General features: G+C 60.2%; 28 protein-coding genes, 1 tRNA gene and 1 pseudogene. 12 read left to right on the top strand and 18 right to left on the bottom strand.

What is annotated here, in order from left to right:
* Positions 1-182: 182 nt before the first annotated feature.
* Positions 183-2324, top strand: a complete 2142-nt coding sequence (locus tag ACN9M3_RS13800) for a TonB-dependent receptor (protein WP_426323112.1) — start codon at positions 183-185, stop codon at positions 2322-2324.
* Here the strand turns inward: ACN9M3_RS13800 and ACN9M3_RS13795 are convergent.
* The 3 genes from ACN9M3_RS13795 to ACN9M3_RS13785 form a co-directional block, all read right to left on the bottom strand.
* Positions 2321-2611, bottom strand: coding sequence for a hypothetical protein (locus ACN9M3_RS13795; RefSeq protein ID WP_426323110.1), 291 nt, complete (start codon positions 2609-2611; stop codon positions 2321-2323). The genes ACN9M3_RS13800 and ACN9M3_RS13795 overlap by 4 nt on opposite strands.
* 107 nt (positions 2612-2718) lie before the next feature.
* Positions 2719-3192: a hypothetical protein gene (locus ACN9M3_RS13790; protein ID WP_426171520.1), complete on the bottom strand. Its 474-nt coding sequence runs from the start codon at positions 3190-3192 to the stop codon at positions 2719-2721.
* A gap of 18 nt (positions 3193-3210) precedes the next feature.
* Entirely contained in the window at positions 3211-4194 is a 984-nt protein-coding gene (locus ACN9M3_RS13785; RefSeq protein WP_426323108.1) for an extracellular catalytic domain type 2 short-chain-length polyhydroxyalkanoate depolymerase, read from the bottom strand.
* On the opposite strand from ACN9M3_RS13785, the gene ACN9M3_RS13780 reads away from it, so the two are divergent.
* Positions 4193-4366 carry a hypothetical protein gene (locus ACN9M3_RS13780; RefSeq protein ID WP_426323106.1) on the top strand — a complete coding sequence of 58 codons (174 nt, stop codon included), beginning with the start codon at positions 4193-4195 and terminating at the stop codon, positions 4364-4366. The two genes, ACN9M3_RS13785 and ACN9M3_RS13780, sit on opposite strands and share 2 nt — an antisense overlap.
* Before the next feature lie 90 nt (positions 4367-4456).
* Here the strand turns inward: ACN9M3_RS13780 and ACN9M3_RS13775 are convergent, their stop codons facing one another.
* The 10 genes from ACN9M3_RS13775 to cysS form a co-directional block, all read right to left on the bottom strand.
* The gene (locus ACN9M3_RS13775; RefSeq protein ID WP_426323104.1) at positions 4457-4948 is read right to left on the bottom strand and encodes a hypothetical protein; all 492 of its coding nucleotides are present in this window, start codon (positions 4946-4948) and stop codon (positions 4457-4459) included.
* Between the two features lie 75 nt (positions 4949-5023).
* Positions 5024-5680 carry a substrate-binding periplasmic protein gene (locus ACN9M3_RS13770; protein WP_426171515.1) on the bottom strand — a complete coding sequence of 219 codons (657 nt, stop codon included), beginning with the start codon at positions 5678-5680 and terminating at the stop codon, positions 5024-5026.
* Positions 5681-5787: 107 nt separating this feature from the next.
* Positions 5788-6147 carry a hypothetical protein gene (locus tag ACN9M3_RS13765; RefSeq protein WP_426171513.1) on the bottom strand — a complete coding sequence of 120 codons (360 nt, stop codon included), beginning with the start codon at positions 6145-6147 and terminating at the stop codon, positions 5788-5790.
* Positions 6148-6223: 76 nt separating this feature from the next.
* Positions 6224-6730, bottom strand: coding sequence for a hypothetical protein (locus ACN9M3_RS13760; RefSeq protein WP_426323101.1), 507 nt, complete (start codon positions 6728-6730; stop codon positions 6224-6226).
* A gap of 66 nt (positions 6731-6796) precedes the next feature.
* Positions 6797-6889, bottom strand: a tRNA-Ser gene (locus tag ACN9M3_RS13755).
* Positions 6890-6980: 91 nt separating this feature from the next.
* Positions 6981-8228: an aspartate kinase gene (locus ACN9M3_RS13750; RefSeq protein ID WP_426323099.1), complete on the bottom strand. Its 1248-nt coding sequence runs from the start codon at positions 8226-8228 to the stop codon at positions 6981-6983.
* A 136-nt stretch (positions 8229-8364) separates the two neighbouring features.
* Positions 8365-9687 (bottom strand): tRNA lysidine(34) synthetase TilS, encoded by a 1323-nt coding sequence (gene tilS, locus ACN9M3_RS13745; protein WP_426323097.1) that lies wholly within the window; start codon positions 9685-9687, stop codon positions 8365-8367.
* A gap of 108 nt (positions 9688-9795) precedes the next feature.
* Entirely contained in the window at positions 9796-10770 is a 975-nt protein-coding gene (locus ACN9M3_RS13740) for an acetyl-CoA carboxylase carboxyltransferase subunit alpha (protein WP_426171507.1), read from the bottom strand.
* Between the two features lie 66 nt (positions 10771-10836).
* Entirely contained in the window at positions 10837-11484 is a 648-nt protein-coding gene (locus ACN9M3_RS13735) for a DNA-3-methyladenine glycosylase family protein (protein ID WP_426171506.1), read from the bottom strand.
* Positions 11484-12881, bottom strand: a complete 1398-nt coding sequence (gene cysS, locus ACN9M3_RS13730) for a cysteine--tRNA ligase (RefSeq protein WP_426323095.1) — start codon at positions 12879-12881, stop codon at positions 11484-11486. Before cysS ends, ACN9M3_RS13735 begins: the two co-directional genes overlap by 1 nt.
* 184 nt (positions 12882-13065) lie before the next feature.
* On the opposite strand from cysS, the gene ACN9M3_RS13725 reads away from it, so the two are divergent.
* Genes ACN9M3_RS13725 through ACN9M3_RS13710 form a run of 4 tightly spaced genes read left to right on the top strand, consistent with a single transcriptional unit; the run spans position 13066 to position 15609 of the window.
* Positions 13066-13746, top strand: coding sequence for a peptidylprolyl isomerase (locus ACN9M3_RS13725; protein WP_426323093.1), 681 nt, complete (start codon positions 13066-13068; stop codon positions 13744-13746).
* Positions 13747-13777: 31 nt separating this feature from the next.
* Complete coding sequence (locus ACN9M3_RS13720; protein ID WP_426171501.1) at positions 13778-14269, top strand: peptidylprolyl isomerase; 492 nt, start codon at positions 13778-13780, stop codon at positions 14267-14269.
* 1 nt (position 14270) lies between these two features.
* Positions 14271-15008, top strand: coding sequence for a UDP-2,3-diacylglucosamine diphosphatase (locus ACN9M3_RS13715; RefSeq protein ID WP_426323090.1), 738 nt, complete (start codon positions 14271-14273; stop codon positions 15006-15008).
* 4 nt (positions 15009-15012) lie between these two features.
* Complete coding sequence (locus ACN9M3_RS13710) at positions 15013-15609, top strand: DJ-1/PfpI family protein (protein ID WP_426171497.1); 597 nt, start codon at positions 15013-15015, stop codon at positions 15607-15609.
* 103 nt (positions 15610-15712) lie between these two features.
* On the opposite strand, the gene ACN9M3_RS13705 is transcribed toward ACN9M3_RS13710, so the two are convergent.
* The 3 genes from ACN9M3_RS13705 to ACN9M3_RS13695 form a co-directional block, all read right to left on the bottom strand.
* Positions 15713-15877, bottom strand: a complete 165-nt coding sequence (locus tag ACN9M3_RS13705; protein WP_426323088.1) for a hypothetical protein — start codon at positions 15875-15877, stop codon at positions 15713-15715.
* Positions 15874-16224 (bottom strand): hypothetical protein, encoded by a 351-nt coding sequence (locus tag ACN9M3_RS13700; RefSeq protein WP_426323086.1) that lies wholly within the window; start codon positions 16222-16224, stop codon positions 15874-15876. The genes ACN9M3_RS13705 and ACN9M3_RS13700 overlap by 4 nt, the downstream gene beginning before the upstream one ends.
* Positions 16225-16403: 179 nt before the next feature.
* Complete coding sequence (locus tag ACN9M3_RS13695) at positions 16404-17870, bottom strand: DUF6892 domain-containing protein (RefSeq protein WP_426171493.1); 1467 nt, start codon at positions 17868-17870, stop codon at positions 16404-16406.
* A gap of 211 nt (positions 17871-18081) precedes the next feature.
* Here ACN9M3_RS13695 and ACN9M3_RS13690 point away from each other — a divergent pair, with 211 nt between their 5' ends.
* The 6 genes and pseudogenes from ACN9M3_RS13690 to ACN9M3_RS13665 all read left to right on the top strand — a co-directional run bounded on the left by ACN9M3_RS13690 (position 18082) and on the right by ACN9M3_RS13665 (position 23315).
* The gene (locus tag ACN9M3_RS13690) at positions 18082-18462 is read left to right on the top strand and encodes a BlaI/MecI/CopY family transcriptional regulator (RefSeq protein ID WP_426323084.1); all 381 of its coding nucleotides are present in this window, start codon (positions 18082-18084) and stop codon (positions 18460-18462) included.
* 20 nt (positions 18463-18482) lie between these two features.
* Positions 18483-19343 (top strand): annotated as a pseudogene (locus ACN9M3_RS13685) (M56 family metallopeptidase); the annotation flags it as partial.
* Positions 19344-19487: 144 nt separating this feature from the next.
* Positions 19488-20231, top strand: a complete 744-nt coding sequence (gene blaOXA, locus ACN9M3_RS13680) for a class D beta-lactamase (protein WP_426323752.1) — start codon at positions 19488-19490, stop codon at positions 20229-20231.
* Between the two features lie 10 nt (positions 20232-20241).
* Positions 20242-20976 (top strand): class D beta-lactamase, encoded by a 735-nt coding sequence (blaOXA, locus tag ACN9M3_RS13675; RefSeq protein WP_426323082.1) that lies wholly within the window; start codon positions 20242-20244, stop codon positions 20974-20976.
* A 177-nt stretch (positions 20977-21153) separates the two neighbouring features.
* Positions 21154-22554, top strand: a complete 1401-nt coding sequence (gene nirK, locus ACN9M3_RS13670) for a copper-containing nitrite reductase (RefSeq protein WP_426323080.1) — start codon at positions 21154-21156, stop codon at positions 22552-22554.
* Between the two features lie 80 nt (positions 22555-22634).
* The gene (locus ACN9M3_RS13665) at positions 22635-23315 is read left to right on the top strand and encodes a Crp/Fnr family transcriptional regulator (RefSeq protein ID WP_426171485.1); all 681 of its coding nucleotides are present in this window, start codon (positions 22635-22637) and stop codon (positions 23313-23315) included.
* Here the strand turns inward: ACN9M3_RS13665 and ACN9M3_RS13660 are convergent.
* Both ACN9M3_RS13660 and ACN9M3_RS13655 read right to left on the bottom strand, forming a co-directional pair.
* Positions 23272-24531: a permease gene (locus ACN9M3_RS13660; protein ID WP_426323078.1), complete on the bottom strand. Its 1260-nt coding sequence runs from the start codon at positions 24529-24531 to the stop codon at positions 23272-23274. The two genes, ACN9M3_RS13665 and ACN9M3_RS13660, sit on opposite strands and share 44 nt — an antisense overlap.
* Entirely contained in the window at positions 24531-24758 is a 228-nt protein-coding gene (locus tag ACN9M3_RS13655; protein WP_426323076.1) for a DUF2249 domain-containing protein, read from the bottom strand. The genes ACN9M3_RS13660 and ACN9M3_RS13655 overlap by 1 nt, the downstream gene beginning before the upstream one ends.
* Positions 24759-24767: the final 9 nt, after the last annotated feature.

Raw genomic sequence — 24767 nt, 5'->3', positions numbered from 1 at the left:
CAAGCAACGGCACACGCCAAACAATTGCGAAATTCACCGAGCCGTACAACGATATTTAAGGCTGGCGGCCCGCGCACTCGGCGTTGACAGCAACAGCTTGCGCGAATGATAATGAGAAACATTCTCACCTCAGCCAGCAACCTGCCAGCCCTTGGTCATCGCAAGCCGTCAAGGAGCTCCCAGTGCAGTCGTACCAGCCATTCCCGTTCAAATACCGCCCGCTGGCCGCAGCCGTCCTGTTTGGCCTGTCCGCACAAGCGCAGGCGCAGGCGCAAACCAAGGGCCAGGACCAGCAGGATCCCGTTATCGAAACCGTCGTCATCCAGGCTTCCCGCTCGAATGTCGCAGCGGACAAGGCGCCGCAAACGGTGGTGGTCATTACCCGCAAGGAGATCGAACGGCAGTTGGCCATTTCGGGCAATTCGTCCGATGTATTGAGCAGCATCCTGCCCTCGTACACGCCCAGTCGCGGCAAGATGAACGGCTCCGGCGAAACGCTGCGAGGCCGCACGCCGCTGATCCTGGTCGACGGCGTGCCGCAATCGAACCCGGTGCGTCCGACCGGCCGCGAAGCCCACACCATCGACTATTCCATGGTGGAGCGCATCGAAATCGTACAGGGCCCGAACGCCATCAACGGCCTCGGTGCAACCGGCGGCACCATCAACATCATCACGCGCCGCCCGGAAAAAGGAACGATGAACCAGCATGTCGACGTGCAGGTCATCGCGCCGACCGAGGATGTCGAAGGCGACACCCTGAACTACAAGACCAGCTACCGCATCGACGGCCGCCTGGACAAGCTGGACTATCTGTTCGCCGTGTCCTATGAAGACCAGGGCCTGTACCTGGACGGCAAAGGCCGCAGCATCGGCGTCGATGTCACCCAGGGCGACCTGATGGACTCGCGCAGCTACGACGTGTTAGCCAAGATCGGCTACCGTCCGGACGACCAGCAAAAGCTGCAGTTCTCCATCAACCGCTACCGCATCAAGTCCAAGGCCAGCTACCTCGGCGTGGCAGGCGACCGCACGCGCGGCATTCCTTCCACTTCGGTAGAAGGCACGCCGCCGGGTGTGCCGGCCTGGAACGATGTGTGGACAAGCAGCGCCAGCTACAACCATTACGACCTGGCCGGCATGGAATTGTCCGCAATGCTCTTCAACCAGGAATTCGTGGGCTTGTTCGGCGCCGACAGATCCGCTACGTTCCAGGACGTGAAGATCGCACCGCGCGGCACTTTATACGATCAGTCGCGCGCCGTCGCTTCCAAGTTCGGCAGCAAGACCGGCCTGACCAAGGCTGGCCTGCTTGACGGCCGCATGAAGCTGACCGTAGGCTTCGATACCCTGTCCGACAAAGGCAAACAGGACATGTACCTGACCGGCCGCACCTTCGTGCCCGAATCGAAGTACACCAATCTTTCGCTGTTCCTCCAGGGCGAATACAAGGTGTTCGACACCCTCACCCTGCATGCCGGCGTACGCCGCGAAAACGCCGACCTGAAGGTGGACAGCTACCGCACGCTCGCCGCATACAACAATACCTTCGTCGAAGGCGGCAAGATCAAGTTCAATGAAACGCTGGCCAACGCGGGCCTGGTGCTCACTCCCGCCAAGGACGTCACCATCTATGCCAGCTATTCCGAAGGCTTCGGCCTGCCGGACATCGGCCGCACCCTGCGTTCCATCAACACGCCCGGACAGAAGATCAGCAATATGCGCAACCTGGAACCGATCCTGACCGAGGGCATCGAGCTTGGCACCCGCGTGCGCAATGGCGACTGGGACCTGGACGCCGCGTACTACCGCTCCGACTCCGATTTCGGCGCGCGCGTGATTTCGGTCAATGGCGTCTTCAATATGGCGCGCGAGAAGACGCGCCTGGAAGGCTATGATGCCAGCGCAACCTACCGCTTCAGCAAAGCGCACCGCGCAAGCGTCGCCTACGCCTATACCAAGGGCCGCTACGACAGCAACAGCGACGGCAGCCTGGATGCGAAGCTGGACGGGCTGAACGTGGCCCCCAACCGCCTGATCGCAAGCTGGAGCGCCGACTGGAGCGACAAGCTGTCCACCTTCGTCCAGGTGCAGCACGCCTTCAACCAGAGCTTCGACGATCCGGCCAAGGAATTCTGCGGCTATACGCTGGCCGACGCATCCCTCGGCTACAAGCTGGGTAAAGGTGCGCTGCGCGTCGGCATCGCCAACCTGTTCGACAAGGACTACATCACCTACTACTCGCAAAGCGCCCTGGTGGAGCCGGCACGCTACTTCGCTGGCCGTGGACGCAGCGTAACGCTAGGCTATTCGCTGGGCTTCTAGGGGCAGGCGCCTTCATAAGCGATCGTTCGCGGCGCGCGCGTCCCCATATCGGGAAACGCCTCGCAATGAACGTAGTCGGCGTCCTTGAACTCAATGGCGGTCTTGCACTGCGTTTCCGTCACCGCAGGCAGCGAAAGCTTGCCTGCGCGCTGGACTTTTCCGTCCGGCTCGACCCAATAGCGCTTATCGCCATATTCGAACATCAGCTGATTGTCGCGCACAGCGACCGGCGTGGCGTCGACCGGAATCGGCCAGCCGGATCGCCTTTCCGGAGGCGTCCATTTCAACGGCCTTTTCGGATGTGAGCCGTCCCTTGCCGATCAGGGCAAGGAACAAGTAACGCATCTAAAATCCGGAAACTGAAAGTCGCCGGATATTAGCTTGTCAATAACGCCTAGCTTGCTTCGATTGAAGTCTTCTGGCTCGCCCAATATCCGTAATCGACGTGGATGTTCTCCATCAGCTCAAACAGGCTGGTCGCCTGGTTGGTCAACAGCAGCGTCCATTGCGAAAAGAAGTTGCCCTGCTTTTCCACCATCTTGGACATGGTGTTGGCATGGCGGATCAGGGCATAGTCCTCGGCCAGGATGGCGCAGCCCTGGCGCCAATCGAGGTTCTGCTGGTGCAGGCGCTGCATGACGGCCGCCTGCAGCTGCAGCCATTCGCTCCAGACCTGCGGATCACCGAAGCGGCTCGCCAGCCCCGCCGACAATACGCTGTTGTGCAGCATGCGCGATGCCTGCCGCTGCGCCAGCCTGCCGGCCTTGATTGAGACAGCCAGCGGCGCGATGGCCCGGGACTCGCGCAAGGCGGGAACGCCTGGCTTATCGATCGACTTCAAACCGACGGAAACGGGAAGTTTGCTCATATCGTCCTCCAGGGTCGCTCAGGCGCAAAGACGGTCGAGCATGGCGTGGATCGCCTTGATCTGCACCGCTTCGCGCGAATAGTAGTCGGGAGCTTGCGGATTAGCGCTGGTATAACCCCACCAATCCCAGCAACCATCCGGGTTCTGCACGGCGTCATTGTCCGTACCCTCGGCCTGTGGATACAGCACGATGATGTCGTTGCTCTCCGCGATGTGGTTGTAGCCGGTGGTGGTGAAATAGCGGTTGCCGTACGGCGGCTGGTTGGCGATATCGGCGCGGCCGTTGACGTAATCGGTGTAGTTGTAGCCCTGCTTGCAGCCATGCAGCGCGATGTGCACGCGCGGCTCTTTCACCTTCCCTGCCGCGACGTTGGACGGGATGTAGATATAGCCGAACTGGCTCATGCTGGCCCGGTCAGTCGCGTCGGCAAAGAATTCGGTCTGGTCGAATCGCAGCAATTGGCCGGAAAGGCTTTCCGCCGCGGGCTGCAGGTCGCTGTAGATATGGCGCAGGATGTCGTGCGATTGCATGAAGCCGCCATTATTGATGTAGGGCGGCTGGTTGGTGGACAGGCCCGAATCCTCCGGGTTGTCGGTGATGATGCTGTGCCCTGCGGGCACATTATCGACGTAACGGATATTTGCCGGCTTCACGCCAAGCAGCTCATAGAACTTGCGGGTCCGCGCCACCACGTCCGAATCGACCACGTCGTCCGCGCTGCCGGTGAAGATGTAGAGGCGATCGTCGGCAAGATTGGTCACCGCATCGATCATTCCTGCCTTTGCCGTCTGCCGCGCCATGTCCGCGAGCTTTTGCGCATCCGGCGACACCTGCGGGATCAGTGGATTCATGCAGATGTACAGCGAGTTCTCAATGCAAGCATCTTCGGCAGTCATCATGTCGTCCGGCCGGAACACCTCCGCGCACCGGAACGGCCCGCCTGCAATGATGCCCGCGCCCGCGAAGCTTGACGAATGGGCCAGGTGAAGCTGTACCGTCATGAATGCCCCCGACGATAAGCCGGAGATCGAGTTGTTTCGCCTGGATGCCTTGTACGAACCGAGTTGGACGACTTTGCTGCTGGAGCTTGCGATCATGCTGAGCCTCCTAATCAAAGTGAACGCCACGACGGCGTCAGGCGACTATATCGTCACAAAGATCGTCTGCAATTGAGTTCGCGCAAACCCTTCCAGCTTAGCCGTGGAAGGGCCTGCAAAGTGCGCGCTTTGTCACGAATGGACTATCGGCGCACATGATTTTTTTTCACGCGGAAGGCTTGCGGTATCCCGATTCCATCCACGCCGTCGCGCTTGCAACGCTCAGCTTGAAATTCGGCGCCACGCGCACTTGTGCCTGTTCTTCGCCGAATGGATCGAAGGCGGTCAGGGTTGCGAAGGGATCGTCTTCATCCGGAGTGATGTCGAGGTTGACGGTGATGTAGGCGGCGCCCTCGGTGTGGACGCGCACGCTGCGGTGCAGTTGGGCGTGCAGTTGCTGCTCGTGGCGGCGGATCACTTCACTGGCGGTCTTCACCAGGGTGTTGAAGGCATTCACATCCAGCGGCTTCGGGTTCTTCTTGTCGCGGCCCATGGTCCAGGGACCGACCAGCGCCGGTTCCGCCTCGCCATCCTTGATCATCGCCACCGCCCAGCCATCGTCATCTTCATTCTTGATGACGCGCGCAGTCCAGCCGTTGTCCTGCCAGACGCGGTCTTCCTGCACCAGCACTTCCTCTTCCATCAATTCATCGATCATCGCGGCTCCAGTGTTAGCTTGCTGAAAATACTGTGATTATATACAGTTATTTATTTCCAGCAAGTAGCGCCACGATCAGTATCGCCCGGCGGCCAGGTCGGCCATGTGTTGGTCGTACTTGCCCGATTCCTTCAGCTTACGCAACCCACGGTTGAAACGCTCGATGTAGCCGGCATTTTCGGCGTCGGCCCGCCGCATGATCAGGCGGTATTGGGTGCTGTTGTAGCGTCCCGGCGCCACGGTAATGCCGGCGGCTTCTTCCGGTTTGAATTTCGTGCGCAGGATGTAGCGGCCCACATCAAGGCTGGCAGGAACGACATCCACGCGCCCGGCCAGCAGTTTGCGCAAGTTGAGTTCTTCGGTGGAGGCGCGGTCCAGGCGAACACCCGGCACTTCCTCGAAGCGGTATTCGTAGCCGGCCACGCCGCCGATACGCAGGCCGGCCAGGTCGGCATCCTTGGTCCAGGTAAAGTTGTAGCCTTTGCGAAGGAAAAACACCGACTGGGCTTCCAGCACGGTGTCGCTGGACAGGAATTCGCGTGCCCGCTCAGTCGTCAACGGCCCCACGCTCCAGACCACCGAGCCGTTGACCAGCCCACGCTGCGCTTCAGCATAAGCGCGCGGCCAGGGGCGGAACACATATTTGACGGTAATGCCTTCCAGCGCGAACGCTTCGGACACGATGCGCGACACGGCGCCGTAATGCGGCAAAGTCTCGGACAGGTAAGGCAACCACTCGCCGTTACTGAGCGTAATAGTCTCCGCCCGCGCCCACGGTGCGGCGAGTAAGCAAACCAGGAGTGACTTCCAATGCATCACTCCAGCATAGCGCAGAATCCTCAGTCTTTGCCGAGCGACCACTGCCCTGCACCGCCAAGCGCGGTTGCAGTCACGACGAGCAAGAGGAACAGGGCATGCAGGTTGCCCAGGACGGGCGCGCCGTGAATCCAGCCAAGCACGATCGGCAAGCCCACTACCAGGGTCAGGACTGCACTGGCGTAAGGCATCAGGAGGCCGATCATGATCAGTGCGCCGCACAGCATCTCGGTCAGGTGCAAGGCCCAATAGCCGGCACCGTTAAGGCTGGATGGGAAGCCGGAATGCCGCAGGGCCTGGAAGCCCATGAGGATGGCCATGCCGCCAATGGCGAGGCGGAGGAAGAAGCGGGATGCATCGAGACGGGTTTTGGAAACTGCCATTTAAAATCTCACGAATGTTTGAAAAGGAACGCTGTGCCGCGCGATTTTCGCACCCGGCAAGCGCCCCATCAAGGGCCTACTTCTTCGGGTTGATGATTTGTTTCAGCAGCACGAACACTTCGTGGCGAATCGCCTGCTCGTTCTCCTTGAATTCGCGGTCGGCCTTGATGTAGGCAGGTTTTTTCATCGCGGCCTGCTCGGCGGGCGTTGCCTTGGGAACTGCCGGGTAAAGCTGGGCGCCGCTGTTGTAGATGCTGTCCAGCGACTTCTTGCCGTAGCTGGACTCGTAGAAGCGCGTCATCTCGGTCACTGTCTCCGGGCTGAGAAGGCGGGCCACAGGCGTTGCCAGTCCCGCGTAGATGATTTCCGCCGGCGTTGCCATCACTTTGTCCATCACCCGGTTGCGCTCCGCCTCCGATGCGTAGCGGCTCATGCCTGCGGTCATGCGCATCATTTTCTCGGCTTGCATCGCCACCAGGAGGTCGTGCGTGGCCTTGACCTGCTTGGCATCGGGATTCGGATTGGCTGCATGGGCGCTCACTGCAAGCGAGGCGGCAAGCAAGATTGCAGAGATCAACTTCATATCATTCCTTTTGTTGAGTATGAAAACAAAAAGCCCCGAGTTTCCTCGGGGCTTTTCGCTTGAATCTGGCGGAGGCGGTGGGATTCGAACCCACGATACAGGTTTTGCCCGTATGCTTCCTTAGCAGGGAAGTGCCTTCGGCCACTCGGCCACGCCTCCTCGTTGAACTGTTACTGCGTCAACGCGACCGCAATATTAAAGACCGATACCGCTTTGGTCAAGGATAATACGGAAGTTTTTTTGGAAATATTTATTCTTTTTCCAGTTCAAATGCCTTGTGCAGGGCGCGCACGGCCAGCTCCATGTACTTCTCGTCGATCAGGACGGAAATCTTGATCTCGGAGGTGGAGATCATCATGATGTTGATGCCCTCTTCCGCCAGGGTCTTGAACATCTGGGAAGCCACGCCGACGTGCGAACGCATGCCCACGCCGACCACGGAGATCTTGGACACTTTGGCGTCGCCCACCAGGGTGTGGTGGCCGATCTCGCCCTTTTCGTTGTGCAGCACGTCCATCGCCTTCTGGTAGTCGTTGCGCGACACGGTGAAGGTGAAGTCGGTCTTGCCGTCCACTGCCTGGTTCTGGATGATCATGTCGACTTCGACATTGGCTTCGGCCACCGGGCCCAGGATGTGGTAAGCGATGCCTGGACGGTCTGGCACGCCCAGGACGGTGATTTTGGCTTCGTCGCGGTTGAAGGCGATGCCGGAGATGACTGCTTGTTCCATGTTTTGGTCTTCCTCAAACGAAATCAGGGTGCCCGAGTTGGCTTCTTCTGCCAGATCCATCAGCGGATCGGTCAGCGAGGACAGCACGCGGGTCGGTACGCGGTAGTTGCCGGCGAATTCCACCGAGCGGGTTTGCAGGACTTTGGAGCCCAGCGAAGCCAGTTCCAGCATCTCTTCAAACGTGATCGCCTTCAGGCGGCGCGCTTCGGACACCACGCGCGGATCGGTGGTGTAGACGCCGTCGACGTCGGTGTAGATCAGGCATTCGTCAGCCTTCAGCGCGGCGGCAATCGCCACGGCCGAAGTATCGGAACCGCCGCGGCCCAGGGTGGCGATGTTGTCGTTCTCGTCCACGCCCTGGAAGCCGGTAATGATCACAATGCGGCCCTTGTCCAGGTCTTCGCGCACGCGGCCGTCTTCGATCGACTGGATGCGGGCTTTGGTGAAGGCGGAGTCGGTTTTAATCGCTACTTGCCAGCCGGTGTAGGAAATGGCGTCCTTGCCGATCGCTTGCAGCGCCATCGACAGCAGGCCCACGGACACTTGTTCGCCGGTGGAGGCAATCATGTCCAGTTCACGTGGGTCGGGCGGGTTCTGGATTTCCTTGGCCAGGGCAATCAGGCGGTTGGTTTCGCCGGACATTGCCGACGGCACTACGACCACCTGGTGTCCCGCGTCGTGCCATTTGGCGACGCGACGCGCGACGTTCTTGATGCGTTCCGTCGAGCCCATCGACGTGCCGCCGTACTTGTGAACGATTAAAGCCATGCTGATTTTTCCGCATTGATGTGATAAAGGGAGCCCTTTACTCTACATGCTGCGTTGCAAAATCTCAAGTCAAAAAGCTCATACACTCATACCTAATTGGCATAAGTTCATATGTCTAGACAGGTGTCGGCAAAAATTATTTGGTTTCCCAGCGAAACACCAAACGATGCCCGGCGCCCGAGCTCAGTTTGCGGCAATCCATGCCGATACCGGCGGCATACAGGATATCGCCGGGAATCGATACCATGGGCAGGCGCTCGCGCTCCCAGGCTGGGATGCCCAAGGTCTGGTAGTGCTGCTTGAGTGTGCGCGTGGGGCGGTTGCGGGCGGGCTTGAGCTTTTCGCCGCCCTTGCGCAGTTCGATCGTCAGCATTTGCTGGCGCAGCCAGTCGGGGTCGAGGCCGACCGGCGCCAGCTCAACATGCAGCGTGCCGCCAAAGGCCGGGAAGTCGATGCTGCCCTCTCCGTTCCAGCGGAAGCTTGCGCGCTGCCCGGCGTCGGCCTCGGGTTTGCGCGGCACGAGGTAGAGGCGGTCGCGGTGGCGCCGCACTTCGCAGTCGGGATGGGTAACCTTGAGGTTGGCGTCGTCGCGCGCGGTCAGGGCCTGCTCCTGCATTTCGGCCAGCCAGCTGGCCGATGGCAGGCGGATGCCGCGCTCGGCGAACCAATGGCGCAGCAGGTTGGAGGTGCGGTCGGCGCTGAGCGTACGGACCTTGGCCATGTCGAGGCTGTCCTCGCCGGCCAGGCAGGCGCGCAGGTCTTCGGCGGCCTGCTCGGTCAGCAGGCGCTGCGCGGATTGCGCGTGGCGCGCGCTGCGGGCGAAGCGCTCCTGGTACCCGGGGAAGGCTTCGGCCAGGCGCGGCATGACTTCATGGCGCAAGGCGTTGCGGGCGTAGCGCGTGTCGGCGTTGGACTCGTCTTCGATGTAGGCAATGGCGTTTTCGCGTACGTAGTCTTCGAGTTCGGCACGGCTGGCTTGCAGCAGCGGGCGGGCCAGTAGCACGTCAGGGGTGCCGAGCAACGTTGGGGCGCGATTGAAGGCATCCATGCCGGACATGCCGGCCGGACCGGCGCCGCGCAGCAGTTGCAGCAGGATGGTTTCTGCCTGGTCGTCCAGGTGGTGGGCGGTCAGGAGCAGGTGCACGCTGTGCTCAGTGCAGAGTGCTCCCAAGGCTGCGTAACGGGCCTTGCGGGCGGAGGCTTCGCTGCGGTCGCCGAGGGTGACGCGGCGGCTGGCGAAGGTGATGTTCAGGCGTTCGCATTCGGCGCGGGCGTGGGCTTCCCAGGCGTCGGCGTTGGGGCTCAGGCCGTGGTGGATGTGGAAGGCGTACAGTTTGCGGCCGCTCGCTGCAGCCAGGTGCAGCAAGGCGCTGCTGTCCAGGCCTCCGCTGTAGGCGATGGCGATCGGGCCTTGCGGGAGTTCGGCGAGGGATTGCAGGAGGATTTGTTGGGCGCGCATAATTCAAAACCGGTAAACCGGTGCCTGACCCGCAGGGTCAGGCACCTAAGACGCGGCGGCCGCGTGTCCGGTGTCTGACCCTGCGGGTCAGACACCGCTTTACAGGTTTTATTCGGAAGCAGTAGTCTCTTTGAACTTGCCGTAGCTCATCAGCTTTTCGTGACGAGCAGCCAGCAGGTCCTTGGTCTTCACGCCCTGGAACTGGCGCAGCGAATCCGCCAGTGCGCGTTTCAGCAGCTTGGCCATTTCCTTCGGATCGCGGTGAGCGCCACCCAATGGCTCGTTGATGATCTTGTCGACCAGGCCCATGGCCTTCAGGCGGTGCGCGGTCAAGCCCAGCGCTTCAGCCGCATCGGATGCGCGCTCGGAAGTCTTCCACAGGATCGAAGCGCAACCCTCAGGCGAAATCACCGAGTAAGTCGCGTACTGCAGCATCAGCACGGAATCGCCAACGGCAATCGCCAGCGCGCCGCCGGAACCGCCTTCGCCGATGATGGTGGCGATCAGCGGCACTTTCAGTTCCGCCATCACATACAGGTTATGGCCGATCGCTTCCGACTGGCCGCGTTCTTCCGCGTCAATACCAGGGAATGCGCCAGGGGTGTCAACGAAGGTGAAAATAGGCAGGTTGAACTTCTCGGCCAGCTTCATCAGGCGCATGGCCTTGCGGTAGCCTTCCGGTTTCGGCATGCCGAAGTTGCGCATGGCGCGTTCTTTGGTATCGCGGCCCTTCTGGTGGCCGATCACCATGCATGGCTGGCCGTTGAAACGGGCGAAGCCGCCCACGATGGACTGGTCGTCCGCATACGTGCGGTCGCCGTGCAGTTCGTGGAAGTCGGTGAAGATTTCGTTCACATAGTCCATGGTGTATGGACGTTGTGGGTGGCGGGCAATCTGGGAAACTTGCCAAGGAGTCAACTTGGCGTAAATGTCTTTGGTCAGCTGTTGGCTCTTCTTGGCCAGGCGGTCGATTTCTTCGGAAATGTCGACGGCCGAATCGTCTTGTACGAAACGCAGCTCTTCAATCTTGGAATCCAGTTCCGCGATCGGTTGCTCAAAATTGAGGAAAGTCGTTTTAATCATTGTACCTCCAAGGTTTTTTGCTTCTCCGACAACACTGCTTTTGGCGGTTGCCGGTGAGAATTTGCGCTATTTTACCGGAACCGGATCAAGGCTACGCCATAAATACCAGGTAGCGACCGTCCGGAAGGGTTCCCAGTTGGCCGAAACCTCGCGCGCATCGCTACGCGACACGGGCTCCCCGGAAAAATAATTCTGGCTGATCCCACTGATCAGCCGGCTGTCATCAAGCGGCAGCACGTTGGGTCGGAGCAAATTAAATATCAAAAACATCTCCGCTGTCCAGCGCGTAATGCCGCGAATTTGAACCAGCTCAGCGATCACCGCTTCGTCATCCATCTGCGCCCATTGGGCGGCATGGACCTTCTTGTTCTTGAAATGGTCGGCCAGGTCCAGGATGTACTCGGCCTTGCGCTTTGAGAGGCCGCAGCCTGCCAGCGCAGCGGCGCCGGCCTTTTGCACGGCCGCCGGGGTGAATTTGGGACAGATTTCCAGCAGCTTGGCCCACGCCGCATTGGCGACCTGGGTCGTGACCTGCTGGTTGACGATGGCGCGCGCCAGGGTGATGAACGGGTCGTCATGGCCGACCAGGTGCAAATCGCCGAATTGCGGAATCAGGCGGTTCATGATGCGATCTCGCTTCATGAGCTCTGCCTTGGCTTCCTCCCAATACGGCGGCACCGGGGCCTGATCCCCGTTATCCCTGGATAGAACCATTACGCGCGGCGCCAGTTCGTGGTGCCGTCAGGCTTGTCTTCGAGGACGATGCCGGCCGCCAGCAGGTCGGCACGCACCTTGTCGGCGGTGGCGAAGTCGCGCGACTTCTTCGCTGTGGCACGGGTCGCGATGGCAGCTTCGATGGCCGCTTCGTCCATGCCCTCGCCTTCCGCGCCTTTCGGTGCGGCCTTGCGGTATTCCTCAGGACTGCGTTCCAGCAGGCCCAGTACCGCGGCCAGGCCTTTCAGCTGGCGCACCGCGGCCGGCGACTTGGTCTTGTTCACTTCCGAAGCCAGGTCGAACAGCACCGACACCGCGATCGGGGTGTTGAAGTCGTCGTCCATCGCCTCGGCGAAGCGCTTGGCGTTGTCTTCGTTCCAGTCCAGCGGCTGGCCGTCGCCCTCCACGCCGTCCAGCGCAGTGTACAGCCGGGTCAGCGCGCCGCGCGCGTCTTCCAGGTGCACGTCCGAATAGTTCAGCGGGCTGCGGTAGTGGGCTCGCAGGATGAAGAAGCGCACAACTTCCGCATCGAACTGCTTCAGCACTTCGCGGATGGTGAAGAAATTGCCCAGCGATTTGGACATCTTCTCGCCATCCACGCGCACGAAGCCGTTATGGACCCAATAGTTGGCCAGCGTCTTGCCGGAAGCGCCTTCCGACTGCGCGATTTCGTTTTCGTGGTGCGGGAACTGCAAGTCAGCGCCGCCGCCATGGATGTCGAAAGTCTCGCCCAGCAGGGAGCACGACATGGCCGAGCACTCGATGTGCCAGCCCGGACGGCCCTTGCCCCACTTGGAATCCCACTTCACCTCTTCCGGCTCGGATTCCTTGGCGGCCTTCCACAGCACGAAATCCAGCGGATCGCGCTTGCCGGTGTTGACGTCCACGCGTTCACCCGCGCGCAGGTCGTCCAGCGACTTGCCCGACAGCTTGCCGTAGCCTTCGAACTGGCGCACAGCGTAGTTAACGTCGCCATCGGCAGCCTTGTAGGCCAGGTCCTTGGCTTCCAGCTTCTCGATAATGCCCAGCATCTGCGGCACGTATTCGGTCGCCTTCGGCACGTCGGTCGGATTCAGGATGCCCAGGGCTTCGCAATCTTCATCCATGTACTTGATGAAGCGGCCAGTCAGTTGGCCAATCGTCTCGTTATTCTCGACCGCACGCTTGATGATCTTGTCATCGATGTCGGTGATATTGCGCGCATAGCGCACGTCATAGCCCGATGCCTTCAACCAGCGGTAAATGACGTCGAACGCCATCAGCATGCGGCCGTGGCCCACGTGGCAGTAGTCGTAAACGGTCATGCCACAGACATACATCCGGACCTTGCCCGCCTCAATGGGTTTGAACGACTGCTTTTCGCGTGCCAGCGTGTTGAAGATCTTTAAATTGCTCATCGGACTAGAAGTAAACGGGTCACTGGTGCGAAGCGCCTGGGGCGTCGCACCGGTGCTCGGTGTGTACCAGGGGGATGTTTGGTCCCTTTGTTATAGTTCTACTTTGTTAGAATGGAACGTCTGGCGAAGTATAGCACTGAAAAATTCGCGCACGCGAGTCGCAATTCTTATAAAGGAAACAAGAATGCAGAAGAAATGGATTGCCCTGCTGGCCGGCCTGCTGATTGGCAGCGCCGCGGCAGCTGCCGACAACCCTCAAGTATCGATCAAGACCAATGTTGGCGAAATCATCGTTGAACTGGACCAGGAAAAGGCCCCGATTACGACCGCCAACTTCCTCGCCTACGTCAAGAGCGGCTTTTACAAGGATACGATTTTCCACCGCGTGATCGACGGCTTCATGATCCAGGGCGGCGGCTACACGGCCGACCTGAAGACCAAGCAACCGCTGCGCCCCGACATCAAGAGCGAAGAAAAGAACGGCCTGTCCAACCTGGCCTACACCATCTCGATGGCGCGCCACGACTCGCCGAACTCCGCCAATGCGCAATGGTTCATCAACGTAGTGGACAACATCGGCCTGGATTACCCGAACATGAAAGGCCACGGCTATGCCGTCTTCGGTAAAGTCATCCAGGGCAAAGAGACCGTCGACAAGATCAAGGGCGTGCTGGTGGATGACAAGCCAGGCTTCCAGAACATCCCGGTCAACCCGATCGTGATCAAATCGGCCACCGTCCTCAAAAACCGCATCGTACCGCCAGCCCCACCGGCACCGCCGCCAGTTGCCGAGCCTGCACCAGCCCAGGAACCTGCACCGGTTCAGGAACCCACTCCTGTTCCGCAGCCAGAGCCTGTAAAATAACTCTTTTTCAGTAACACAAAAGGACAACAAGATGACCACCATCACCATCACCACCAACAAAGGCACCATCGTTGCCGAGCTGGACGCAGAGAAGGCACCGAAGACCGTTGAGAACTTCCTGCACTACGTGAACGCTGGCCACTACAACAACACCATCTTCCACCGCGTAATCGATGGCTTCATGATCCAGGGCGGCGGTTTCGAGCCAGGCATGAAGCAAAAGCCAACCGACCAGACCGTGGAAAACGAAGCCAAGAACGGCCTGAAGAACGAGCCATACACCCTGGCCATGGCACGCACCTCGGCACCGCACTCCGCCTCCGCACAGTTCTTCATCAACGTGAAGAACAACGGCTTCCTGGATTACCCAGGCCAGGACGGCTGGGGCTACGCCGTATTCGGCAAAGTCACCCAGGGCACCGAAGTCGTGGACGCGATCAAGGGCGTGAAAACCACCCGTTCCGGCATGTTCTCCGACGTTCCAGCGGAAGACATCATCATCGAAAAGATCGAAGCGGCGTAATTTGATTCTCCTCGTATCAGACCTGCATTTGCAGCCGGCGCGGCCGGTGCTGACGGAAGCGTTCCTGCGCTTCCTCGACGAACATGCGCTGGGTGCAAAGCAGCTCTACCTGCTGGGCGATATTTTTGAATATTGGGCAGGCGATGACGACCTGCCCGATCCGTTCCACCAGCAGATCGTGTCCGCCCTGCGCCGCGTAAGCGACGCGGGCGTGCAGCTATTCTGGATCGCGGGCAACCGCGACTTCCTGGTCGGCGAAGCCTTCGCCGCCGCAGCGGGCCTGACCCTGCTGCCCGAAACCTGGGTCATCGACGCCTACGGCCAGCGCATCGTGCTGGTACATGGCGACGCCCAGTGCACGCAAGATGTGAAATACATGGCCTTCCGCGCGCAAGTGCGCCAGCCGGAATGGCAGCGGCAGTTCCTGTCCATGCCTTTGGCCCAGCGCAAGCAGATCATTGCCGGCCTGCGCGAGCAGAGCAAGCAAGGCCACGCCGAGAAATCCTACGAAATCATGGATGTGACGCCCGAAGCGATTGCCGACGTGTTCGCCCAAACCGGCACCGCGATCATGATCCACGGCCACACCCACCGCCCCGCCCTGCACGAAGTCGCCGGCACCCGGCGCTACGTGCTGCCGGACTGGGAGCCAGAATCCACGCCCCCGCGCGGCGGCTGGATCTCCATCGCCACCGACGGCATCATCGTCCGCCACGCTCTCGACGGCACCATACTCTGACGCCATGCACGTCGCCATCCTCACCTTCGACGGCTTCAACGAAATCGACTCGCTGGTGGCGCTTGGCATCCTGAACCGGCACAAGAAACCGGGCTGGAAAGTATCGCTGGCAACGCCAAGCGAACAGGTGACCTCAATGAATGGCGTCACGCTGCACGGCCAGTGCAGCCTGGCCGACGCATGCCAGGCTGACGCGGTACTGGTTGGCAGCGGCATCCGTACCCGCGACATCGCCGCCGATCCCGCGATGATGGCGCTGCTCCAACTCGATCCAAGCCGCCAATTAATTGGCGCGCAATGCTCCGGCGCCCTGCTGCTGGCCCGCCTTGGCCTGCTGACCGGCCTCCCCGCCTGCACCGACTCGACAACCGCCCCGTGGCTGTCCGAAGCAGGTGTGCAGGTACTGCCACAAGCCTTCCACGCCAGCGGCAACATCGCCACGGCCGGCGGCTGCCTCGCCTCCCAATATCTCGCAGCCTGGGTTTTGGCACGCCTTGACGGCCCAGAGTCAGCCCGCGCAGCCCTGCACTATGTCGCCCCCATCGGCGAAAAAGACAGCTACGCCGACCGCGCCCTAAGCCACATCACCCCCTACCTATAAATTCGAAAGTCGGGGTCAGGTCTGGCAATCCGCCAAAAAGCGCACAGCCAAGCTGCACCTATCCGCATCAAGGTAGAAGTCAATGCCGCCATGTACCGCCCGCTCAGGACAGCGAGACGTGGCAGCCAACATGGTCGAGCCCTTCCGCACGCAATCCATAATTGCCATCGATAGGCCATTCGAGGGGAGACATCACCTTCCCCCAGTTATACACATTCCCTCCGCTATCGCGGTAGACCCAGTGCACCAATTTGTCTGCTCTGCTCATGATTCCCAGGATGCCTTGTCCGCCTGGATCGCCGTTGCTGGTGAGGGTTGCCGTTGGTATGCCGCATATCTCCTGCACGTATAGGTCAACGCTTCCGGCGTCAACGCGCATTGGAAATCATTGCTCTCTCCGATTAATCGCTCGCTGCGCACGGCCAAATCGGCCATTTGGATATATCCCTCAACGCCAAGATGCATTAGAGACGAATTGAGTTCCTTGTTCAATGCCTCGAGTCCCGGGATAAAGTCCGCCCGGAACGCGCGCACGTACTTCAGGAACGTCAGTACCTCGACCAGCAGCCCTAACTGGATGGTGCGCGGAGTTTTCGTGTCGATCCGGTTCTGCAACCGTACGTCCGAGGTGTACAGGTGTAACAGGGGCCGGCAAGGTGCATCGCCGCTCCCCAGCTATCCCGCTACGATGTTCGACACATCCGAATATAGGCAGTGTGGGTCCGTTGATTTTCGAATTGCATCCAAAGAAAACATAGACACCAAGGACGTATGGCAGAGCTCCATTATTCCCATTAACTCACTTCGATCGATTTCTTGTTCAACTCTGCATCATGTCGCGCGACAAACACGGTAGGCATGGACGACATGCGCTTCAAGTTCGGAACAAGCTTGACGTCCTCTGGAGATATCACGTCAAACGTGTCGCACTCCCCATCCCAGTATGGGAAGACTTGACGATAGATCTCATTGCCGCCATCGAAGTCAAGCTTCTCTACTTGCGCCAAAAGCGATGGAGGAATCGGTAACTCCTTAAAGTGGGCAAGCACTTCGGGAATGACTTCGTAGCCTTCCTTCTTAACCTGGATCTCACGATCCGTGTACCGGCGGACGAATTCCTCGACCTCAAACTTCGGCAGGAGCTTACCCTGCACGTACATCAGCTCCTGGATGACGAGCAGCTTGAAGTTCAGGTCACTAAATAACTGACTTGCTGCATTGGCCGGAGCCTTACCCGATTCAGGCAATCCAATTAACTGATACAAGGACCTCAATTCGTCGATGTACTCTCCAGAATGCCCGCTATCCACGATCATCTTGGCCAGCCGCTTTGCTTTCTTCGATTTGGTCAACAGGAGGCGCCTGTCCTCATCGGAATCCAAACGATAGAAGAAGGCATGGTCGGCAAATATGTCGAACTGGCTGGCATTCCACTGTCTCGAACTTACTTCAAGCTGTGCCGCAATCTTGTCCAGGTCATCATAGATGAAACTGCCGCCGTCGTTATCCAGCAGGGCCAGCATGATGTCGAAGAACATGCCCTCGTGCTTCTCATGCACGCCAGCGAATAGATAGTGGTTAATCAACTGGCTCAGGATCGTTGCACGCTCGGCGCAATGCTCCAGTAGGGAAAGCGTAATGTTGTTGCCGATATCAGGATTCGCCCGAACGAGTGGCAAGATCAATTCGGCCGCTTCCGCCCGCAGTTCTTCGCTTTGCCCAAGGCCGCCATGGTAGAAGTAAATCTCGAGCAGCATTTCAATCGCGTCGGCACCGGTGCCGGTGCCTGGCTTTACTGGCGAGGTGAAGAGTTTTTCTGTCGAATATGCGGCGATCTTCCTGATCAAAGCCAGGATCCTGGGCGAGTGCTGCCATAGCGCGATATGCAAACAGTTATTCGTCCCTGGAAAGCGGAGATGGTTCTTGTGGAATGAAAAGACCAGTTGGTACCCGACTTGCGCATCACCTGCCTTCGTCCAATCGATGCCCTCCAGTCTTCCGATGATGTCGTCGTACAGACGATTAGCGGCAACCGGGGAAGTCTCGCCAAACGCCAACCATGCCCGATTGACGGCTTTGACCAAATGACCGTATTTGCCTTCGGTCGGCGAAATCTCCTTTACCAGCTTGATGGTTTCGGCAACCACCGACCAACCCTCTTCAGGAGAGTAGCTTTTCAATTCCTGCACGAAATCGTCCAACACCCGGATCATTTGTTTGCTGCGGGTCTGCAGCGCGTACATCAGGTCTTTGTTAATCATGTTTACTTACTTCGCCATCGACTGAATATCGTTGCACAGCTCGCGTAGAACAAGAGCAGCAAACTTGCGCGTGCAATCGATGGTAGCACTGAAGGGCTATCTGTTGCCAATTTTCAATGGTTTTTTTGCAATGCAGTTACTTTGCCAGATGCTTGACATGTTTGCGACATATGTCACATACTAACATCAATCGTCACAGACTCGTTTTGTCATGCTTATCCCTTCTACCCCCGAATTATGCGTACTCAAAGCACTCTGGCGTCAAACGCCTTTGAGTGCGCGCGAAATCCACGAGGCTGTGGAAGAAGATCTGGGCTGGTCGTTCTCATCCACGCGTAAGACGGTGGAACGGATGATGGAGAAACAGATGGTTGCGCAGCACGTCCGCCACGGCGTGCAGGTCTACGAAGCCTTGCTCGACAAGGTGGAAACCCTGGCCGCTTATGCCCATGATTTCGGCACCCGCATCATGGAACTGGAGTCACCGCTGCCAGTCAACATGTTCTCGGGCAGTAAGCTCGTTGATGCCAGCGAACTGGCACAGCTTGAGCAGATGCTGTCCGACTGGCCCGATGAGGATGAAGCAAAGTGAGCGACTTCGACCTACTGTTGATGCGCTTCCTGCTCGCGAGCCTGGGCTGCCTTGCGGCAGGCTTCAGCGTGTGGGCGCTGAGCGCCCTGCTTCGGCGCTTCCTGCCGGCGCTGGCGGCGCAGCGGTCCTTGTGGCTGCTCGGTCAACTCACCGTGCTGGCGACCTTCGCCCTGCTATTGCTGCCGCATAGTGAGCGCGTGCGCTTGATTCCACCGCTCGAAATAGCAACGGAAACCGTGACGCATTACATCACGCCACCCAAAGCGCCACGGCCAACCGATGCGGCAGCGGCGCCGGAACAGAATGAAGGCGGCACGACTCACGCGCGCGGCTGGCTTTTGCATGGCGCGCAGTTCTGGCTGGCCATTTACTTGATTGGGCTGGCGCGGGCGGTCATCAATCTACGCCGTGCGCAGCGCTGGCTGGAACGCCTTGCCGACAGCGGCACCAGGCGCGCCGCCGGGGAAGCGCCAGAACATGCCGACATCATTGAGATCGACGCTCCGATTTCGCCAATGCTGCTTGGGCTGTTGCGCCCTCGCTTGCTGCTGCCGCGCCATCTCGGTGGCTTCGACCAGCTACAGCGCGAGCTGATCGTCGAACACGAGATGACCCACTTGCGGCGGCATGACCTGCAGTGGATGGCTGCCGGTGTCTTGCTGCAGACGCTGTTGTGGTTTAACCCTTTCATGCGGCTTCTGCGCGCAAACCTCACTTGGGCCCAGGAGCTGGGCTGCGACCGTGACGTGTTGCGCGGTCGCCCAGCGTCACAGCGCAAGGCGTATGCCGCCGCCCTCGTAGCCCAGCTCAAACTGCAGCACGTGCCTACACACGGCGCCCTGGCATTCGGCAGTATCGATGCCAACACGCTGACCGAGCGCGTATCGCTGATCCGCACGCCAGGCAACGCGCGCCGTGCCATGTGGGCCCGAGCTGCGACCGTCACGCTACTGCTTGCCATCGGGGCCGGCAATTTCGCCTTGCAGCCGGCGCTGGCCTGGAGCGTCTCGCCTTCCGCGCAGTCGATGGCAGCCCTCGATTGCACCAGCTTTGTCGATGCCGCCACCGGGAAGGCGCTGCTGCGCAAGGGCGATTGCTCGACGCGCATCACGCCTGTTTCAACCTTCAATATCGCCGTCAGCCTGATGGGCTATGACAGCGGCTTCCTGCGCGACCAGCACGCGCCGACCCTGCCTTACCTCGCCAGCTACCATGCCGGCCGGCCCGAATGGCGGCGCGATCTCGATCCGCAAGAATGGATTCGCGTCTCGGCTTCCTGGTATGCACAGCAAGTCACGACACATCTCGGCCGAGAGCGATTCAACCGCTACGTACAGGCCTTTGGCTATGGTAACGGCGATACCAGCGGCGATGCGGGCAAGGACAACGGCCTGACCTGGTCATGGATCGGCTCCTCGCTGCAGATTTCGGCCGACGAGCAGACCACTTTCCTGCGTCGTCTGGTGCGGCGCGAGCTGGGCCTCTCGCCGCTCGCCTATGAGCAGACAGCCGGCCTGTTGAAGGTGAAGGACCTGCCGGGCGGCTGGCAAGTCTTTGGCAAGACCGGCACTGGCGCCCCTCTCGGCCCGGACGGCAAGGACGATTACTCGCGCTCCTACGGCTGGTTCGTAGGCTGGGCCACCAATGGCGAACGCACCATCGTGTTCGCCCGCCTCCTGCAAGACGAGAAAGTTGAGGAAGGCGCTGCCGGACCGCGGCTCAAGGAAGCCTTCCTGAACCAGCTGCCGGCACAACTCAAAGCACTCTAAGGACTACAAAATGAAACGCAAAATCTTCGCCCTGCTTGCAGGGCTGGGCCTCCCTTTGCTCGCGCTTTCTGCAGAACACTGCCTGGCGATGGCCGATGCGGCCACCGGCAAGTGGCTGGTGCACGAGGGCGTGTGCGATAAGCGCCTGCCGCCGATGTCGACCTTCAAGCTACCCATAGCGCTGATGGGCTATGACTCGGGCGTGCTGCGGGACGAGCATTCGCCCGTTCTCCCCTTCAAGCAAGGCTACGTGGACTGGCGTACCGTGTGGCGGCAAGCACATGATCCCAGCTCGTGGATGAAGGAATCCGTCGTCTGGTACTCCCAGCAGCTTACGCTGCAACTGGGCGAAGAGCGCTTCGCCAGCTACGTCAAGCAATTTGGCTACGGCAATGCAGATGTCAGCGGCGATCCGGGCAAGAACAACGGTCTGTCCGAATCGTGGCTAGGCTCTTCGTTGCGCATCTCCCCGGACGAACAAATCGGCTTCCTGCGCCGCGTGCTGAATCGTGAACTCGGCGTCAAGCCGCAAGCCTATGCCATGTCCGCCGCTCTGGTACGGCGCCCTGAACCTGCCGGGGGCTGGCAGGTCTTCGGCAAGACCGGCAGTGGCAAAGACGTTGGCTGGTACGTCGGCTGGATTGAACGCGATGGCAAGCGCATCGTCTTCGCCCAAGCCGGCAGCGCCAGCGGCATGGACGAACGCGATAACTTTTTGGCACGCTTGCCGCAGTTGGTCCCCTAGCGCGTTGCGCCGGGTCTTCTCCTCGCTTGACCTAGATCAAAAATATCTGACTTGCATTGAGAATACGCAGTTCTTTCCAAATTTTTGACCTGCGTCAATTCAATAACATGCATGTAAAACATAAGATTTAGTTGTCAAACGGCGCAATCCCGTGCCGGACAAACCTGTGAGAAGAAAATGAAACCGACCTTGATGTCCAAAGCTATTGCAGCACTGGTGATCGGCGCCGCTACACTAGCGCCAGCTTATGCACAACATGGCCAGCACGGCGGCAGCACAGCCGTCCAGTATCGTCCTGACGTGACCTTTACCCTGCATACCGATATCGCAGACGGTAAGCTGGTCTTCATCAGCGACGCCGGCGAGTCCAAGGGCAAGGTTAACCCGACCTTGCGCGTGCCGGAAGGTGCTGTGGTGCAGATCAACCTGGTCAACGGCGATGGCGCAACCCACGACATTTCGGTGCCCGACTTCAAAGTCAAATCGAACCAGCTGAAAGACAAAGGCGCATCGACCGCCGTCGTGTTCAAGGCTGACAAGAAAGGCGAATTCACCTACATCTGCTCCCTGCCCGGCCACGTGGCGGCAGGCATGATCGGCAAGATTATCGTGGGCGAAGGCGAACTCAAAGCCGCGCCAAAAGGCGCCGATGTTTCGCGCAGCCCACTGGAAGTAGGCACGCCGGTCGGCAAACGCGGCCCGCAAACCGTCAACGTGAAGCTGGATACCACCGAGGTGCTCGGCCAGATGATGGACGGCACCACCTACAAATACTGGACCTTCAACAGCAAGGTTCCAGGCCCGTTCATCCGCGTTCGCGTGGGCGATACCGTGAACGTGGACATGTCCAACGCCAAGGACAGCCACATGATCCACTCGGTTGACTTCCACGCCGTGACCGGCCCTGGCGGCGGTGCGGCCGTGACCCAGGCAGCTCCCGGCAGCACCAAGAGCTTTACCTTCAAGGCCATCAATCCAGGCCTGTACGTGTACCACTGCGCTACCCCGATGGTGGCCCAGCACATCTCCAACGGCATGTACGGCATGATCCTGGTCGAACCTGAAGGCGGCCTGCCGAAAGTGGACCGCGAGTTCTACGTGATGCAGGGCGAGCTGTACACCGCGCAGAAGCACGGCACCCCAGGCGAAGCCGAGTTCTCGCTGGACAAACTGCTGGCCGAACAGCCGGAACACCTGATGTTCAACGGCACCCATGACGCGCTGACCAAGACCCACCGCATGGAAGCCAAGGTTGGCGAAACCGTCCGTATCTTCTTCGGCGTCGGCGGTCCTAACGCAACCTCCAGCTTCCACGTGATCGGCGAAGTGTTCGACCGCGTCTACAGCATGGGCGACCTGACCTCGCCTCCTCTGCAGAACGTGCAGACCACCACCGTGGCGCCAGGCGGTGCAACGATGGTCGAGTTCAAGACCGAGGTGCCGGGACGCTTCATCCTGGTCGACCACGCGCTGTCGCGGATGGAGAAAGGCCTGGTCGGCTTCCTCTACGTGACCGGCAAGGAGAATCCGGAAATCTTCCGGACCACCAGCAAGCCTGACGGTGATTCGGGCCACTGATCCACAGGATTAACACCGACATTACCTTAACCAGGACAGGACCCGCCCAGCGGGTCCTTTTGCCATTTCAGGAGAACCAGATGCCTAGCCCCAAAATCGACCCCCGCGAGTTCCTCAAGCGACTGCCCCTGTTCGCAGACCTGTCGCCGGAGGAGCTGACGCTGGTGGCTGCCGGCACTACCGAACACCACATCCCGCGCGGCAGCGCCGTCTTCCAGCGCGGCGATCCATGCGTCGGCTTCCACATGGTCATCTTCGGCCAGGTGAAGCTCAGCTTCCTGTCCGCCCAGGGCAACGAAAAAATCGTCGAGATCATCGGCCCGGGCCACAGCTTCGGCGAAGCGCTGATGTTCATGGAAAAGCCTTACATCGTCACCGCCCACGCAGTCAGCGACTGCATGCTGCTGCACATTTCCAAGCACACCGTATTTGCCGAACTGGCGCGCAACCCGCAGTTTGCACGCCGCATGCTGGCCGGCATGAGCCGCCGCCTGCACGGCCTGATTTCAGATGTGGAAGCCTATTCGCTGCGCTCCGGCAGCCAGCGGATCATTGGCTATCTGTTGAAGGATGACGATGCGACCGACGGTTCGGAGATTACGCTGGCCGTCAGCAAGAAGCTGCTGGCCTCGCGCCTGAACCTGACCCCGGAATACTTCTCGCGCGTGCTGCACGAGCTGGCCGACCAGGGCATGATTGCCGTGAACGGCCGCCAGATCAAGATTCTTGATTCTGCTCGTTTGCGAGCTTACGAAGGCTGATCGCAGCCAGCGCCAGGTCGAAACCCAGGCGCATGCAGGAAACTGCCAGTACCGCACCTGCCGCCTGGGCAAGCCAGCCAGGTGCGATGGCAGCAGCAAGCAGCATCACCACGCTGGCGGCATGCCAGGCAAACTGCACGCGCGGTTCGCTCTCCGGCATCAACTGGCGCACGCCCGGCACATCGCAGCCTGCATGCTGCCCGTGGTACCACAACAGGAACGGCACGATCTTGTACAGCATGCCGTTCACTGCCGACATGGCAAAGCCACCGATAAACAGCACGCCAAGCACCAGCGCCTTGTCCACGCCGCGCGGGCAAAGGAAGACGGCGACGCTGGCCAGCAGCGAGCCAAGCGAGAGCCACCAATACCAGGTCGATACGTCGGCCGCGCGCTCGCGGCGAAACAGCAGCCCCAGGGTGTACACCGCGAACAGCCCCAGGCAGACGCTCACCAGCCCCGCCCCGATCCATTGCCATGGCGCGTTGAGAAGGTAGCCGGCGGTCCACAGCGCCAAGCCGCCAAGGCATAGCGGCGGCAGCGTGAAGGCAAGCTGGCGCGGAAACAGCTGGGTGGACTGGAACATCGGCACCACCTGGAACACCACGGATACGACCAGCACACCGACCCAGCCCACCAGGGCCCAGGCAGCATGCACATTGGTCCATTCCATCACGCGCAGGCGCACCGCGCCCACCAGGAAGGCCGCCAGCGCCACGCCAATCGTCACGGCGCAGGCCAGTGCCACCACGGCCTGGCGCATGCCCGCCACGACCGGCAATGCGTTCGGCGCCGAGCGCTGCGACAGCGCCCTCGCCAGGACGGCAATAAGAAGAATGAAGGCGCCCGCGAGCAGGATACCAGCCGCGCGCAGGCACCACGGCAACCCATGCAGGAATCCTGCCGCCAGCAGCAGCGCGCCGCCGGCCAGGGCGCCCCAGATCACGGGACCAAGCCGGCGCGCCCAGTGCAGCTCGACGCCGGCAACCACCGGCACCATCTGCAACAGCGAACCGGCCATGGCCATGCCAAGGAAACCGAGCGTCAGCAAATGGGTCACGGCCAGCGTGGCCGGAGCCCAGCGTGTGCTCATTGCGTCGGCGCCCTGCCACAGCAGCAGCAGGCCAGCCAAGGCGCCGAACCATGGCGCCGCCAGCAGGAAGCGCAGCGGCAGCGCCAGCCCGGGCGTATGCTCGAAAGCCAGCTTGCGTTGCATCAGTCGTTCTGGGAAATCAGGATTTCGTAGATATAGTCGTCGCGCATCGTCGTGCGGTAGCGGTAACCGTTCTTCTCGAGGATGCGGTAAAGGGGGACCGGTTCGCGGTCGATGACCATGCGGATGTGCTGGCCGGGCTGCAGCAGGTCGAGCGCTTCCAGTACGCGCTCCATCGGTTCAGGCGGCACCATGCCGCACAGCTCTAACAAAATTTCAGGCGCACTCATGATGGTTCC

It is taken from the genome of Pseudoduganella sp. R-43, from assembly GCF_049913255.1.
GTDB lineage: Bacteria > Pseudomonadota > Gammaproteobacteria > Burkholderiales > Burkholderiaceae_D > Rugamonas.
The sequence above is the reverse complement of the archived record's forward strand: the minus strand, read 5'-3'. Positions and strand labels throughout refer to the sequence as shown.